Source organism: Blastocatellia bacterium (assembly GCA_035275065.1).
Classification (GTDB): domain Bacteria; phylum Acidobacteriota; class Blastocatellia; order UBA7656; family UBA7656; genus DATENM01.
In genome coordinates this window covers 292709-307181 of sequence record DATENM010000039.1, presented here as the reverse complement: position 1 = coordinate 307181, position 14473 = coordinate 292709, and the positions used below count along the sequence as shown (strand labels likewise).

Genomic DNA, 14473 nt, shown 5'->3' with positions numbered 1-14473 from the left:
GGCCCCCGACACCCGACCCCTAATCAATTACCCACGTATCGCCGCTATGAATCAGCTTTTCGAGATTGCCCGGCCCCGACTTCTGGCGGGCGGCTTCGATCTGCTGCTCAAGCATCTCTTCGTAGGTCGCTTTTTCAACGTCGCGGAAAACGCCTATGGGGACAGGGTAGTCCGGGTACTCCATTCGCGCAAGCATGTAGGCGAGGTAGGAATCGGGCGCTTTCTCATTATGCGTGATCAAATCCGATTCGCTGATGCCGTTGCCCAGCTCGACCACCTCAAGATGCATGTCGTTGCGCATGCGAACGCCCTTGTTCTTCTCTTTGCCGAATACGAGCGGCTGGCCGTGATTAAGCTCTATCATGCGGTCATCTCTCGCGCCACGGTCTGTGAACATATCGAACGCGCCGTCATTGAAGATGTTGCAGTTCTGATAGACCTCGACGAACGATACGCCCTTGTGGCGCACGGCACGCTCGACGACCATCTGCAAATGCGCCGTGTGGGTGTCGACGCCGCGCCCGACAAACGTCGCCTCTGCCGCCAGCGCCACCGACAGCGGGTTGAGCGGGTAATCGATCACCCCGTAGGGCGCCGACTTGTTCTTCTTGCCAAACTCGGAAGTCGGCGAGTACTGCCCCTTGGTCAAGCCGTAGATGCGGTTGTTGAAGAGCAGGATGTTGATGTCGAGGTTGCGGCGGATGGCGTGAATCAGGTGGTTGCCGCCAATCGACAGGGCGTCGCCGTCGCCGGTGACGACCCAGACGCTCAGCTCAGGGTTCGCCACCTTGATGCCGGTCGCGACCGCCGGAGCGCGCCCATGAATGCTGTGAAAGCCATAGGTGTTCATGTAATACGGGAAGCGGCTCGAACAGCCGATGCCCGACACAAAGACCATGTTCTCGCGCTTGATGCCCAGTTCCGGCATGACCTTCTGGACTTGCGCGAGGATGGCGTAATCGCCGCAGCCCGGACACCAGCGGACTTCTTGATCGGAAACGAAGTCTTTGCGCGACAGCTTGACCGGCGGCTCCTGGCCGTTGGTCGGGACGTTTGCGTCTGTGCTCATACGATTCCCCTTCGCTAATGCGCCGCCGCGCCGGACTATTGCTCATCCGGTCGGCGAAACGATTTTTCAACAATCGCGATCAGCGCGTTGATGCGCTCGTCGGTCGCCTTGGAGCGCTCTTCATTCTCTTTGCCACGCTCGATCAGTTCGGCAATCTGTCGGTCGTGTCGTCCGACAATGCCTATCAGGCCTACTACCGCATCGGTCAGCTTGTCGACCTTATCTGTCAGCTTCTCGACCTGCGTGCCGATCTGGTCAACGCGTTCGCCAAGCTGGTCAACCCGCTCGCCAAGCTGGTCAACCCGCTCGCCGAGATTCATGACAATTGCGGTCAGTTGATCGAATTGCTCTTTCATTCGCTTCTCGAATTCTTCATCGCTCATAACTCATCCTCATAGACTTCCTTCATCTTCGCCAGCAGCTCGCTGATCTTGAACGGCTTGCCCTTGACCTTCGGATAAGAGATGGCCGGCACCAGATACTTGGCGCGCAGCAGCATGCACAACTGGCCCATGTTCAATTCCGGCACCAGCACGCGGTCAAAGCGCCCGAGGATTTCGCCGAGGTTGCGCGGGAACGGATTGAGATGGCGCAGGTGGATGCTCGACACCGACTGGCCGCGCTGCTGCATCTCTTCGACCGCCGAGGTGATCGCCCCGTAGGTCGAGCCCCAGCCGACGACCAGCAAGCGCCCTTGCGGCTCGCCGTACACTTCAAGCTCCGGGATGTCGTCGGCAATGCGCGCCACCTTTTCGGCGCGCGTCAAGACCATGTGCATGTGGTTTTCGGGATCGTAAGAAACGTTGCCGGTGATGTCGGCCTTTTCAAGCCCGCCGACGCGATGCTCAAGGCCGGGCGTTCCCGGTATCGCCCAGTTGCGCGCCAGCGAATCCGGGTCGCGCATGTAGGGCAGGAAGCCTTCGGCCTCAGTCGTAAACTCGACGCCGAACTTCGGCAGGTCTTCCATCTTGGGTAGCTTCCAGGGCTCGGCGCCGTTGCCGAGATAGCCGTCCGTAAGATAGATTACCGGGATCATATGGCGCACAGCGACGCGGAAGGCTTCGACCGCCATGGCAAAACAGTCAGCCGGAGTCGCGGCGGCGACGATGGCGACCGGGCATTCGCCGTTGCGCCCGAACATGGCTTGCAGCAAGTCGGCCTGCTCGGTCTTCGTCGGCAATCCCGTTGATGGCCCGCCGCGCTGCACGTCAATGATGACCACCGGCAATTCAGTCATGACCGCAAGCCCGATGGCTTCACTCTTCAGCGCCAGCCCCGGCCCGCTCGTCCCCGTCAGCGCCAGTTGCCCCGTAAACGACGCGCCGACCGTCGCGCACATCGCGGCAATCTCGTCTTCGGCCTGAAACGTCTTGACGCCGAAGTTCTTGTGCATGGACAGCTCATGCAGAATGTCAGAGGCCGGCGTGATCGGGTAGCTCGCATAAAAGAGCGGGCGGCCCGCCAAAACCGACGCCGCCACACATCCGAGCGCCGTCGCCTGATTGCCGGTGATGTTGCGATACTTGCCCGGCGTGATCGCCGCCTTGCGCACGCGGTAATGCGTCGTGAAGATCTCGGCGGCGTCGCCGTAAGCAAACCCGGCCTTCAGTGCCGTCAGGTTCGCTTGCGCCACGTCGGGCTTAGTGCGGAACTTGGCTTCGATCCAGCGCTCGGTCGGTCCCATCGGGCGGTCATAGAGCCAGTACATCAGGCCGAGCGCCCAGAAATTCTTGCAGCGGTCAATCTCTTTCGGCGGCAGCTTGATCTCTTTCAGCGCCGCGCGGTTGAGCGTCGAAATCGGCAGGCGGAAGACGCGGTAGCCGTCGAGGCTGTTGTCGTTGAGCGGGTTGCTGGCGTAGCTGGCCTTCTTCAGGTTGTTTTCACTGAAGGCATCGATGTTGACGATCAGCAAGCCGCCGGCTTCGAGATCGGGCAGGTTCACTTTCAGCGCCGCCGGGTTCATCGCCACCAACACGTTCGGCTCGTCGCCCGGCGTGCGGATATCGTGATTCGAGAAGTTGAGCTGGAAGCCCGAAACGCCCGGCAGACTGCCGGCAGGGGCGCGAATCTCTGCCGGGAAGTCAGGCAACGTCGAGATGTCGTTGCCGACGATGGCCGTCGTATTGGTGAACTGCGTGCCGGTCAACTGCATGCCGTCGCCGGAATCGCCGGCGAAGCGGATGGTCACGGCTTCGAGTTCTTCAATGTGTTTCTCTTCGACGTTGTTGAGAATCGTTGTTGATTCCATGTCGGTGTCCACCCTGTCAGTCTGGAAAGTGAGGCGTGATGCGCTCATCACCGCCCGGTTAAATCCATTACCCGTCGGTCGAGCCGACTGTCATATAACACAAAACAATATACCACGACAAGCGGGCATCCACCTTGCCCTGTGCCCGCTTGAAGCGTGCATCAGCAAGCGCAAATCTATCCGAATTGAGGTGTCGCAATGCACACTTGAGCATCCATTGTGCCAGTCGAAAACCTTGATTTAGACAGTGAATCTACGGACCGGCTGCGGAGCTTTGCTCGCCGCCTGCGCATTATTCCCCACGCGCTCATCTGCCGCTGAGCTTGCGCGGCGATGGCCGTCAAAGCAGAATGTCAGTTTAAGCAATTGGCAATATCCGCCGCGGTCAGCCGCTCGACCGGCGCGCCGGAACCACTTTGAAAACGGATAGAGGGGATCGCAATGAAAGCCTACGAAGTCCGCGAATTCGGTATTGACCACCTGGCGCTTGTCGAGCGCGACGAGCCGCAACCGGCAAGCAATGAAGTCGTCGTGCGCTTCCGCGCCGCGTCGTTGAATTACCGCGACCTGATGTTTGTCAAAGGCACTTACAACCCGCGCGCACGGCTGCCCGCCGTGCCGCTGTCGGACGGCGCCGGCGAAATCACCGCCGTCGGCAGCAGTGTGACGCGATGGCGCGTCGGCGACCGCGTCTGCCCGATCTTCACGCAGGGCTGGATCGAAGGGCCGACAACGATGCGGAAGAATCGCACGGCGATTGGCGCCGGCGACTTCGACGGCGTGTTGCGCGAATACGGCGCGTTCAGCGAAGAAGGTCTGGTTAGAGTTCCCGATCATCTGTCGTTTGAAGAAGCCGCAACGCTGCCGTGCGCCGCCGTCACTGCCTGGCACGCCTTGGTCAACTCTGGCAACCTGAAAGCCGGCGAAACGGTGCTGGCGCTCGGCACCGGCGGCGTGTCCATCTTCGCCCTGCAACTGGCGAGAATGCATGGAGCGCGGGTGATCATCACGTCGAGCAGCGACGAGAAGCTTGAGCGCGCCCGCGCGCTGGGGGCCGCCGAAACGATCAATTACCGCAACACCCCTGAGTGGGACAAAGAGGTCGCGCGCCTGACCGGCAAGCTCGGCGTAGATCATGTGATCGAAGTCGGCGGCCCTGGGACGTTGACGAGATCACTGAACGCGGCGCGCGTCGGCGGCCACGTCGCGCTGATCGGCGTGCTGGCGATGGGCGGCGATTTCAACCCGCTCAGCGTCCTGATGAAGAGCGTCCGCTTGCAGGGCGTCTTCGTCGGCTCGCGTCAGATGTTTGAAGAGATGAACCGCGCCATCGGGGCGAATCAACTGAAGCCGGTGATTGATCGGACATTCAACTTTGCCGAAGTCGGCGAGGCGCTCCGCTATATGGAGAGCGGCTCGCACTTCGGCAAGATCGTCATCACCTATTGAGAGATCGAGAGAAGGAGGAGGGATCAATGAACTATCGGCGCTTTGGCCGCACCGATTGGTCGGTCAGCGAAATCGGTTACGGGATGTGGGGCATGGCCGGCTGGACGGACTCGAATGATGAGGAGTCGCTCGCCGCGCTGCAACGCTCGGCGGATCTGGGCTGTAACTTCTATGACACGGCGCTGGCGTATGGCGAAGGCCGCAGCGAACGATTGCTCGGCCAACTGCTGCGCGCCAACCCGGACAAGAAGCTCTACACGGCGACGAAAGTGCCGCCCCGTAATCGCCAGTGGCCGAGCCGCCGCGAGTTCACGCTCGACGATTGCTTCCCGCCCGATTACATCGAAGAGAGCGTGCATACGAGCTTGCAGAACGCCGGGCTGGCGAGTTTTGACCTCGTGCAGTTTCACACATGGGAAGACAGTTGGCTCGACGATGATCGCTGGACGAAGAAGATCGATGAGCTGCGCCGCCAGGGGTTACTGCACGCCGTCGGCATCAGCATCAATCGCTGGGAGCCCTGGAACGGCGTGCGCACCGTGCGCAGCGGCTTGATAGACGCCGTGCAGGTCATTTACAACATCTTCGACCAGAACCCCGAAGACGAGCTTTTCCCGGCGTGTAATGAACATGACGTTGCGGTAATCGCCCGCGTGCCGTTCGACGAAGGCACGCTGACGGGCACGCTCACCAAAGAGAGCCGGTGGCCCGCCGACGACTGGCGCAGCACCTATTTTGTGCCGGAGAACTTGAATCCGAGCGTCGAGCGCGCCGACGCTTTAAAGCCGCTGGTGCCCGAAGCGATGACGATGCCGGAGATGGCGCTGCGGTTTATTCTGAACAATCCGACGGTCAGCACAATCATCCCCGGCATGCGCAAGCGGCGTCACGTTGACGCGAATATTGCCGCAAGCGACGCCGGCCCGCTGCCTGACGAGCTACACGCGAAGCTGCGCCCCCATCGCTGGGATCGCCAGCCGACGCAGTGGTCACAGTAAGCGATTCATTTCGAGTAGCGGCGGACGATGAGCGCAATGGGCAGTCCGATGCAGAACATGAGGATCGTCGCGCCGATCAAGACGCCGCTCAGCGTGAACGTCGGCTTAGGCAGTGCCGAGAGCGGCAGAACGACGAGATTCATCACGCACCAGACGACGAGGCCGTAGAGCAAGCCGCAAAGAATCGGTCGCCTGACCAGCACCGGAAGCTTGCGACTCGCCGCGTAGTAAACGGTGGCCCACGTCGTCGCGATCAAGTAGTGCAACGCCAGTCCGAGCGCGGCAGTGCCTAATCCGCCCTGAAACGCTTCGGGGCCGAGCAGCCCGCCGGCGACGTAGCGCAAGAGCCGCAAGGGCGTGCCGCCGCGTAGTGTGCTGGTGATGCAGGCGGCGGTAATGTCCAGTGTGCCGGCGATCAGGCCGGCCCAAAAAATCGCGCGATAAGGCGTAGAGCTTTGCGGCAAAGATGCCGTAGATGTGGCGGTCATCAATCTTCTCCTCAAGGCTGATTGGTGATTTCAGGCAAGGAAGAGTTTCTCGTCTTCAGTCGTAAATAAACCGCCAAGACGCCAAGAACACCAAGAGGATTGCAGAATCTCTTTGCGCCCTTGGCGTCTTGGCGGTTGAATGATCGTCGCTCAACGCACGCCGAGCAGGATGTCTACCGTCAACTGGTCGAGCCGTTCGTACTTCAAGCCTTTCGACGACATCGCCGCGCGGTCGAAGCTGTAACTGTGCAAGGCCTGCGCGCCGGCTTTCGAAAACTTGCCGACACCGGGCGCGCCATTGCCAAGCTCGTTCAACTCGGCGAGCAGCCCCTTGATCTCGGCGTCCTGATTCCAGCGCGCCGCCTTGTCTTTTAAGATCAGGTAGGTGCGCATGCAGCCGCGCGCGAAGTCTTTGACGCCCTCGTAGTCTTCGGTGCGGTAGGCGTGCGCGTCGAAGTGGCGCGAGCCGTCATAGCCGACATCTTCTAAAAACTTCACCAGCCAGAAAGCCGTCTTCGGGTTCGCCGAGCCGAAGCGCAAATCTTGATCGTAGCGTCCCGGCACCTGATCATTCAGATCGATGTGAAAGAGCTTGCCCGCTTCCCATGCCTGCGCCACCGCATGCATCATGTTCAGGCCGGGCATCTGCTCGTGCGCCACTTCAGGATTGACGCCGACGACTTCCGGGTGGTCGAGCGTTTCGATGAACGCCAGATAAGCGCCGGTCGTCGGCATGTAGATGTCGGCGCGCGGCTCGTTCGGCTTGGCTTCGAGCGCGAAGCGATAGCCATAGCCCTGCGCGCTCGAATATTCGCACAGATAATTCAATGCCTCGCGCAGCCGTTTGATGGCATCATCGGGCCGGCGACAGGCGTCGGTCTCGACGCCTTCGCGCCCACCCCAGAGGACGAAGATTTTCGCGCCAAGCTCGGCGCCGATGTCCATCGCCTGCATGGTCTTGGCCACGGCATAAGCGCGCACGTCCGGATCATTGGCCGTGAAGGCACCGTCACGAAAGACTGGATCATAAAACAGGTTGACGGTCGCCATCGGCACTTTCAAGCCGGCGTCTTCGCAAGCATTCTTAAACTCGCGGACGATGCGGTCGCGCTCCTGTGGGGTTGCATCAATGGGCACGAGGTCGTTGTCATGCAGGTTGACGCCGTAAGCGCCGACCTCAGCGAGCATCTTGACGATCTCGGTGGCCGACAGCGATTCGCGCACGGCATCGCCGAACGGGTCGCGCCCGCGGTTGCCGACCGTCCAGAGTCCGAAAGTGAATTTGTGCTCGGGTCGCGGAGTGTAGTTATCTGTAGCCATAGTTTCCCCTTGTCGTCAGGCCGTATGCGGTCGTGCAGGCGGCGCTGTTCGTAGGATTGCTGATGCGGTTGTCAATTGCGCCGGGTCGAGGCCAGATTAGCCGAGTTGGTTCGCCACAGTCAACCGGCGGGCTAGCGAAACAAGTCCATCTCTGGCGGGCGAATCAGCTCGCGCGCCGACGCTTCGCGCGCTGTGTAATCAAAGCCACGAATGATGACGACCGGCAGGCCGGCGGTCTTGCGCATCACCAGCTCGGCGGCCGAAGCCAGCTCGTCGGCAATGGCGATCACCGTGACCTTCAAGTCGCGCCCGTGCGAATCCGGCTGGCCGCGATAATCGATGAGCGGCGCGATCCCGGCGATGCCGATGGCGATGTTGACGATGCCTTCGCGCCACGGGCGGCCAAAGGTGTCCGAGACGATCACCGCGGCAGAGGTGCTGAACTCGCGTTCCAGTGCCGCCTGAATTTCGCGCGCCGAGCGGTCGGCATCCTCCGGCAGCAAGACGACGACACCCGCCGCGACGTTTGAAGCATCAACCCCGGCATTGGCGCAGATGAAGCCGTGGTGGGTTTCGGCAATCAAGACGCCGCGCTCCATGCGGACGATGCGCTTCGCTTCTTTGAGGACGACTTCGACCATGCGCGGGTCTTTGTCGTAGCGCGCCGCCCAATCGCGCGCCCGCCTGGAAGGCTCAATCCCGGCAAGCGGCACGATGCGGCCTTCGGCTTTCGAGACAACCTTTTGAGCAACGACGAAGACGTCGCCGGCGACCACCTCGATACCGGCGGCGCGCACAGACTCGACGATGAGCGCCGGCAGCGGGTCGCCCGCTTCGACTTCAGGCATGCCTGGCACGCCGATGATTCGTAGCTCTGCCGATTGCGGATTGCGGATTGCGGATTGCGGATTAAAAGACATAAACGGAGTCTTCTGTTCTTTGCTTGAGAGTAAAGCAGAACGATAACGGCGCCGTTCCTAATTCCGCAATCCGCAATCCGCAATCCGCAATCCAATGTGCATTCCCGCAAGCGCCGCGTGCGCCGCCGTGCCGCGGCCCAGCTCAAGCAGGGCTTGCAGGTCAGCCGGGTCGTCAATGTCGAGCGCGATCCGCTCATTGTTGACGATCAAACACTCAATGCCGGCACGCGCCGCTTCCTCGCGATGCAGGGCCAGCGAGTTCGGCCCGAAGCGCGACGGGAAGAGGGTCGGCGGCGTGCGCAGAATGGCGTTCGTGCCGGTGCCTTCGCGCGAAGGCACGAGGATGGCGGCAGGCGAGCGGACTTCGATGGCCAGCAGCGCGTCCAGGTCTGCGGCGCGCACCAGCGGCAAGTCTGCGGGCAATCGCAGCACCGCACCCACGCCGCGCTCGGCAAGCACAGCCGACGCCCAATCAATAGACGCGCTCTCGCCGGCTTGCGTCGCTTCTTTCAAGACCTCCCAGCCGAGCCCCTGCGCGTGCGCGATGGCCGGCGCGAAGCTCGACACCAGATAGACGCGGTCGGCGCGGGTCACGTCGGCGACGGCGCGGCTGACGTCTTCAAACATCGCCCATGCCAGTCGCCGCCTTTCATCAGGCGACAACAAGGGCGCGAGCCGCGTCTTAGCGTTTGCCGGGTCTTTGACCGGAATGAGTAGAGCCTTCATAAGTGACAAGTGACAACACCTCGCGGGCCAGTCGCTGCTTGTCGGCCAGTGTGGTCATCACCGTGTCGGTGACGACGGCGCGCAGGCCGAGCGCTTCGATTTGCGGTTGCAGAGCGGCGTCGCGCGCGTCCAGCACGAAGACATCGCAGAAATCCTGGTACATCGCGGCGACGGCATGCGCCGAAGATTCGTAGCCCAGATCACGCAGCATATCAGCCGCAGGGCCTTTCAAGGCGCGGCCTTCGATGATCGGCGTGATGGCGATGACCGGGGCTTGTGTCGTTCGCAACGCATCGCGCAGGCCGGGCACGGCGAGGATCGGGCCGATACTGATGAACGGATTGCTCGGACAGATGACAATCAGGTCGGCTTCGCGTATCGCCTCGGTGACGCCGGGCGCGGGCCGAGCCGTTTCAATGTCGTCGAAGCGCAGTGCCTTGACACGCGGCTCCGAGCGATGCCCGACGAAATATTCCTGAAAGTGCATCTCGCCTGCGTCAGTGACGACGCGCGTCGGCGTGTAAGCGTCGCTCATCGGCAGAATCTTTGCCGCCACCTTGAGCGCGCGGCGCAGGTGATCGGTCACTTCGCTGAGCGTGCGCCCCTGTCGCAGTTGATTGGTGCGATAGATGTGCGTCGCCAGGTCGCGGTCGCCCAGGTTGAACCAGCGCGGCTCGCCGTAACGTGCCATCCATTCGAGACATTGAAAAGTGTCGCCGCTGATTCCCCATCCCGTCGCTTCGTTGATGACACCGGCGAGCGTATAGGTCACGGTGTCAATGTCGGGCGAGATGCGCAGGCCATAAAGCTCAATATCATCGCCGGTGTTGGCGATGATCGTCAGGTCTTCGGCGGGCATCACGGCGCTGAGTCCGAGCAGAAACTTTGCCGCGCCGACGCCGCCGGCCAAAGCGGTGAGCCTGCGTGGGTGCTGGGTGTTGGGCGTTGGGTGTTGGTCGGAAGCGGTATCCATTGCTTAGTTCGGTTCAGCGAAATTCCAGTAATGATCGGTGTGTCAAATCATCTTTGAGCCAGCACCCAACACCCAACACCCGTTCACAGCCCCATCACACGATAGCAGGCCGACTTGACACGATAGCGGCGGTTGATGCCGATGGCCAGCACCGTCATGCGCTCGATGGCGCGGGCGCTGTAGAGCGTCCCGGCGTCGACGGCGCGCAAGCCTTCGATGTGCGGGATGGCTTCAATCACCCGTGCGCGAGCTTCTTTATCGTTGCTCGCCACCAAGACGTCGCAATCGAGCTTTTCGTGGGCTTCGACCAGCAGGTGCGCCGGCTCGGTCTTGAAGGCCGCGACCAGCGGGATCGAGTCGGGGAGCCGTGCGCGCAGGTGCTCGCTGGCCGAGCCTTCGGGCAGCTCGACGTAGCGCACGCCGACACCTTTTTCAAACGACACAGGCACCGTGATGTCTATGACAATCGCGCCCGGTCGCAAGTCCGGCACCAGTGATTCGAGCGTCGCCGCCGCATGCTCGAAGGGCACGGTGAGCAGCGCGAAGTCAGAGGCGGCCACCACCTCGCGGTTCTCGCCGTAGCCGATGGGATTATTCGGCACATGCGGGTTCAAAAGGGCGGCGGCGGCCTGTGCGCGCTCGGCGGTGCGCGAGCCGATGCGCACGCGCGCCCCGGCCATCGCCCAGCGCAGCGCCAGCCCGCGCCCTTCTTCGCCGGTGCCGCCGATCACGCCGATCTGCAATTCGTTGATGTTCATCGTTGCCTCACTCGTTTTTAGTCGCCAACAGGTTGCCACCAGCGATGAGGCGTGTCAACGGACGCGTGCCGACAGACGACAGCGAGCCGTCAGCGGTCAGCGGTCGGGGGTTGTTTTCAGGGCAAAAAATTGGGCGCAAGGTGGCAGCCTTGCGCCGTATGCAACGAGCAGATTATTGGAGAGGCGATATAGGCTATCGCCGAACGAGGGAAACACAAAGCTATGAAGGCGGCGACTCAACTGAGCGAGTCGCTTAAATCTCGACTTCCCAGATCACGATGGAACAGACACCTGAACGATTCATCGAACGGCCTCCCCTGGCCGGCGGCGCAATCGCTCGCGCTCACGGCCTGTCACTCTTCTGAATCTCAGCGGCGGATCACTTCAACCGCGCAGCAGTAACTATACAAACCCGGTGCCAGTTGTCGCGCCGGGCTCTTTGATGTGAACTAAGTGAGGGAATGATATAAGTTGAGTTCGTGTTAGAGAGAGAAAGGCGGACCATTCGCCTTCCAGCATCAGTCAGCTTGCATTGACGATTTCAGTCACTTTGACCGCGCCCGTTCAGGCCATGAGGTCTTTGACCATCGGCAGGAATTCGGTCATCTCGATAGGCTTGCGAACGCAGGCCGAAGCGCCGGCGGCGAGCGCCGTGCTGATCGTCGTCGGTCCGAAAGCCGTGATCGCCAGGATGGGCAGGGCAGCGGTTTCGGCTTTGCCGCGCAGGCTGCGCGTCAGCTCGATGCCATTCAGGCAAGGCATGCTGATGTCTGTGATGATGAGGTCGGGCTGCTCGTCGAGGACCACGGCGAGCGCGCCTTCGCCATCAGCGGCGGTGATGACTTCATAACCCTCACCTTTGAGAATCAACGAAAGCATGTAGCGCGTATCGAAATCGTCTTCGACAACGAGAATGCGTTTCGACATGGCTGCTCCCCTTTGCGCGATGTGCCAAGCAGTTTAGCACCAGCCCTCATCAATTGGAAGATAATGCTTCGCAGGCGTCTAGCCGGTGGCGCGTGCCAGCCTGGAGGATCGCGGATTAGCCCTTACTCGATCAGCAGGTCAACAACAATCGGATCGTGATCTGACAGCGGTTGTCCGTCAGAGGTGAGGCCGGCGAAGGTCTGCGGGTCAACGCTCGCCACGCCGGTCGCCGCGTCAATCATTTCGCCGGCGCGCAGCGCACGCAGGCCGCGCGCCGCCAACCAGTCGAGCCGCAGCTCAAGGGTCAAGCCTTCGGGGCCGATTCGCCGACCGATCCACCAGCGCAAGGGCTGCGGCACGCCGCGAGAATCGTCGAGCCGTGAGACGACCGAGCGCGCCGTCGAGCGCGCATCATTACAACTGGCGATGTCATAACCGAAGCGCGCGAATTCTCGGATGGCCGCCTCGCGCAAGACGGGCCGCTTGAGCCGCCGCGCCAGTTTGTCAGGCCGGCTTCCCATAATCACCGCGGTGTTCTTCATGGCTCGCAAGCGTGTGCCGCGCGCGAAGGTGTGGGTGTTCAAATCGCCGCCGACAAGACTGCGGCGGCTCAAGCGCCGCGCCGCAATGCGGGCGTCTACGGCTTCGAGCATGGCACGCATCTGGCGGGCGCGGCAGCGCGGCGTGTTGACGACATCGAGGTGTGTGGTCGCGGCGGTCAAGCGCGTGCCGCCGATGTCGAGATCCGTCAGAATGCCGATGCGCCCGCCCAAACGCCGCTCGGCGCTCTCGAAGTTGTTTTCGCAGCGCGGCAGGCGGACGACCTGCGGCGCGGCGAACGCGTGGCGCGTCAGAATCGCATTGCCATGCAGCGCCGCCGTGTTCGCTCCCGGCAATCGCAATTCGTCGCCCGTGCCTTTCGTCATTTCGAGGTATTCAACGCCGTAGATGGCATGCGCCGCGAGCCGCCGGCTCAACTCTTGCGCGACATTGCGGTTGCCTGAGCGCGCCATGCCGGCGTCCAGCTCGTTCAACAACAGCAGGTCGGCGTGGCCGATCACCGGGTGGTGATTCAGGATGTCGCTGATGGCGTCCAGGTAGGTGCCGCGCTCGATGTTCCACATCACGACGCGCAGGAAGGCGGCAAGGCGCGGCGTCGCCCCGGCAGCGCGATAGACCCGCGGCTCGCCAAGCAGTTGCTCCAGCTCGCGGCGGCGCGCTTGATAAAAGGCCGAGCCGCGCAGCTCGGCGAAAGTCTTGAAGCGCAACAGTTCATTGACGAGGTGTTGATTATCGGCGCTCGCCGCTTCGGCGTCTTCAATGGCGGTCATCGTGATTGGCGTTGTCCCCTGTTCGTCAAACGGTCTCAGCCAACAACCTAGCACGAAGCGCGCGCGGCTGACCACTGTGCCAAGCAACCGGCGCGGCGTCGGGCGATTCTAAGGGCCTGCGCGTTCGAATCGTTTTTGGTATGCTCTGACGCACATCGCCCGCTTATGGAGGAGAGATGATATGGCCGACCTGGCAATCGCGCCGGTAACGAAAACGCGTTTCAAGCAATACGAGTTCTACGCTTTCAGCGTCCTCGCCTTCACCTTGAAATCATGGCTGCTCATCCGCCTGCCCTATCGCCCCTGGGTTGTGAACACGGCGCTGACCAGCGTGCTGCTGCTGTTCACCTATTGCTTCTTCCGCTTTCGCCAGAGCATTCGCATCCCCATCAGCATGCTCGCCTGCCTGGCCGCAGCGGTCGGCATTGACGTGCTCGGCAATTTCTTTCAGCTCTACAACAAGCCGTTCGGGCCGCTCTCAGACTTTGACGAGTTCGCGCACTTCTTCGGCTCAGGCTTCGCGCTGATCCCGGTGATGTGGCTGCTGCGCGCCACGACACGGCGCATGGGGATTCTGCTGCCGCAAGGTCTGCTCGGTTTTTTATCAACCACCGTGGCCTTCAGCTTCTGCGCCTGGTACGAAATCCTTGAGCTGTGGGACGAGCTGTTTTATGGCGACTTCCAGCGCATCTGGTCTTTGCACGACACGGCGAACGACCTGCAATACGACCTTGCCGGCATCGTCGCCTTTGCGCTGGTCGCCTCGCTGGTCTACACCTTGAAAGAGCGCCGCGAGTCGCAAGCCGGGCTCGCCGATTGATCGTCTGAATTAGGTAAAACCGGGGGCCGCCGCCGGCCGCAGTCCCCGGTTTTCTCGCCTGCCGGCAAACGACACCAGGGGCACGTATTTACCCGGCCCGCGCGCCATAAAGTCCTGATTGATCACCGCTAATCTCATTCAGTCAAAATAACCGAAAGCCGGAAAATCACGTCAGTCTGACAGGCCGTGCGGCCCGCCTGACGCCCGCTTCGCTCGACAGACGCCCCTGCGGGCGGCGGTTAAATTCATCAGAAATCTTACGGCAAACAGGCCATTTACCCGCCCTTTTTGACGAACTGCGGCGCGGCCCGGCGTGAGCCACAGCCGGTTCGGCGCACGTGGCACAGCGGTTGAATCAGTGAGTCCGCGCATTGATCTGCGGTTGCCAGAACGGCTGCCCCAAGCTTCCGGAAACCGACAGGGATCAGATGAGGGCCGCAAAAGGA

General features: G+C 61.7%; 14 protein-coding genes. 3 read left to right on the top strand and 11 right to left on the bottom strand.

Annotation, left to right across the window (positions count from 1 at the left end; all coding sequences use genetic code 11):
* Positions 1–19: 19 nt before the first annotated feature.
* From VJ464_09340 to VJ464_09330, 3 genes are read right to left on the bottom strand one after another with little or no spacing between them, the layout of a single operon-like run.
* Positions 20–1069, bottom strand: coding sequence for a 2-oxoacid:ferredoxin oxidoreductase subunit beta (locus VJ464_09340; GenBank protein ID HKQ05323.1), 1050 nt, complete (start codon positions 1067–1069; stop codon positions 20–22).
* A gap of 35 nt (positions 1070–1104) precedes the next feature.
* On the bottom strand, positions 1105–1452 hold the full coding sequence (locus VJ464_09335) for a hypothetical protein (protein ID HKQ05322.1): 348 nt from the start codon (positions 1450–1452) through the stop codon (positions 1105–1107).
* Positions 1449–3317, bottom strand: coding sequence for a 2-oxoacid:acceptor oxidoreductase subunit alpha (locus tag VJ464_09330; protein HKQ05321.1), 1869 nt, complete (start codon positions 3315–3317; stop codon positions 1449–1451). Before VJ464_09330 ends, VJ464_09335 begins: the two co-directional genes overlap by 4 nt.
* Before the next feature lie 441 nt (positions 3318–3758).
* Here VJ464_09330 and VJ464_09325 point away from each other — a divergent pair, with 441 nt between their 5' ends.
* Positions 3759–4766, top strand: coding sequence for an NAD(P)-dependent alcohol dehydrogenase (locus VJ464_09325; GenBank protein ID HKQ05320.1), 1008 nt, complete (start codon positions 3759–3761; stop codon positions 4764–4766).
* Positions 4767–4792: 26 nt separating this feature from the next.
* Positions 4793–5764: an aldo/keto reductase gene (locus tag VJ464_09320; GenBank protein ID HKQ05319.1), complete on the top strand. Its 972-nt coding sequence runs from the start codon at positions 4793–4795 to the stop codon at positions 5762–5764.
* Positions 5765–5769: 5 nt separating this feature from the next.
* Here VJ464_09320 and VJ464_09315 read toward each other — a convergent pair whose 3' ends face one another.
* From VJ464_09315 to VJ464_09280, 8 genes are all read right to left on the bottom strand, one after another.
* Positions 5770–6252 (bottom strand): hypothetical protein, encoded by a 483-nt coding sequence (locus VJ464_09315; GenBank protein HKQ05318.1) that lies wholly within the window; start codon positions 6250–6252, stop codon positions 5770–5772.
* A 150-nt stretch (positions 6253–6402) separates the two neighbouring features.
* Positions 6403–7572 carry a xylose isomerase gene (xylA, locus tag VJ464_09310; protein ID HKQ05317.1) on the bottom strand — a complete coding sequence of 390 codons (1170 nt, stop codon included), beginning with the start codon at positions 7570–7572 and terminating at the stop codon, positions 6403–6405.
* Positions 7573–7703: 131 nt separating this feature from the next.
* Positions 7704–8492 (bottom strand): coenzyme F420-0:L-glutamate ligase, encoded by a 789-nt coding sequence (cofE, locus tag VJ464_09305; GenBank protein ID HKQ05316.1) that lies wholly within the window; start codon positions 8490–8492, stop codon positions 7704–7706.
* 57 nt (positions 8493–8549) lie between these two features.
* The gene (cofC, locus tag VJ464_09300; protein HKQ05315.1) at positions 8550–9218 is read right to left on the bottom strand and encodes a 2-phospho-L-lactate guanylyltransferase; all 669 of its coding nucleotides are present in this window, start codon (positions 9216–9218) and stop codon (positions 8550–8552) included.
* Entirely contained in the window at positions 9175–10191 is a 1017-nt protein-coding gene (gene cofD / locus VJ464_09295; GenBank protein HKQ05314.1) for a 2-phospho-L-lactate transferase, read from the bottom strand. Before cofD ends, cofC begins: the two co-directional genes overlap by 44 nt.
* 83 nt (positions 10192–10274) lie before the next feature.
* Positions 10275–10949, bottom strand: a complete 675-nt coding sequence (gene npdG / locus VJ464_09290) for an NADPH-dependent F420 reductase (protein HKQ05313.1) — start codon at positions 10947–10949, stop codon at positions 10275–10277.
* A gap of 564 nt (positions 10950–11513) precedes the next feature.
* Complete coding sequence (locus VJ464_09285) at positions 11514–11876, bottom strand: response regulator (protein ID HKQ05312.1); 363 nt, start codon at positions 11874–11876, stop codon at positions 11514–11516.
* 122 nt (positions 11877–11998) lie between these two features.
* Positions 11999–13207: an endonuclease/exonuclease/phosphatase family protein gene (locus tag VJ464_09280; protein HKQ05311.1), complete on the bottom strand. Its 1209-nt coding sequence runs from the start codon at positions 13205–13207 to the stop codon at positions 11999–12001.
* A gap of 181 nt (positions 13208–13388) precedes the next feature.
* Between VJ464_09280 and VJ464_09275 the strand changes: the two genes are divergently transcribed.
* On the top strand, positions 13389–14027 hold the full coding sequence (locus VJ464_09275; GenBank protein HKQ05310.1) for a hypothetical protein: 639 nt from the start codon (positions 13389–13391) through the stop codon (positions 14025–14027).
* The last annotated feature ends 446 nt before the right edge of the window (positions 14028–14473 follow it).

Bases quoted from the DNA above. Each gene is read 5' to 3' on its own strand.
- VJ464_09280 (HKQ05311.1), bottom strand. From the start codon at position 13,207: ATGACCGCCATTGAAGACGCCGAAGCGGCGAGCGCCGATAATCAACAC.
- VJ464_09325 (HKQ05320.1), top strand. From the start codon at position 3,759: ATGAAAGCCTACGAAGTCCGCGAATTCGGTATTGACCACCTGGCGCTT.
- VJ464_09340 (HKQ05323.1), bottom strand. From the start codon at position 1,069: ATGAGCACAGACGCAAACGTCCCGACCAACGGCCAGGAGCCGCCGGTC.
- xylA (HKQ05317.1), bottom strand. From the start codon at position 7,572: ATGGCTACAGATAACTACACTCCGCGACCCGAGCACAAATTCACTTTC.
- VJ464_09320 (HKQ05319.1), top strand. From the start codon at position 4,793: ATGAACTATCGGCGCTTTGGCCGCACCGATTGGTCGGTCAGCGAAATC.
- VJ464_09315 (HKQ05318.1), bottom strand. From the start codon at position 6,252: ATGACCGCCACATCTACGGCATCTTTGCCGCAAAGCTCTACGCCTTAT.
- VJ464_09335 (HKQ05322.1), bottom strand. From the start codon at position 1,452: ATGAGCGATGAAGAATTCGAGAAGCGAATGAAAGAGCAATTCGATCAA.
- npdG (HKQ05313.1), bottom strand. From the start codon at position 10,949: ATGAACATCAACGAATTGCAGATCGGCGTGATCGGCGGCACCGGCGAA.
- cofD (HKQ05314.1), bottom strand. From the start codon at position 10,191: ATGGATACCGCTTCCGACCAACACCCAACGCCCAACACCCAGCACCCA.
- cofE (HKQ05316.1), bottom strand. From the start codon at position 8,492: ATGTCTTTTAATCCGCAATCCGCAATCCGCAATCCGCAATCGGCAGAG.
- VJ464_09330 (HKQ05321.1), bottom strand. From the start codon at position 3,317: ATGGAATCAACAACGATTCTCAACAACGTCGAAGAGAAACACATTGAA.
- cofC (HKQ05315.1), bottom strand. From the start codon at position 9,218: ATGAAGGCTCTACTCATTCCGGTCAAAGACCCGGCAAACGCTAAGACG.
- VJ464_09275 (HKQ05310.1), top strand. From the start codon at position 13,389: ATGGCCGACCTGGCAATCGCGCCGGTAACGAAAACGCGTTTCAAGCAA.
- VJ464_09285 (HKQ05312.1), bottom strand. From the start codon at position 11,876: ATGTCGAAACGCATTCTCGTTGTCGAAGACGATTTCGATACGCGCTAC.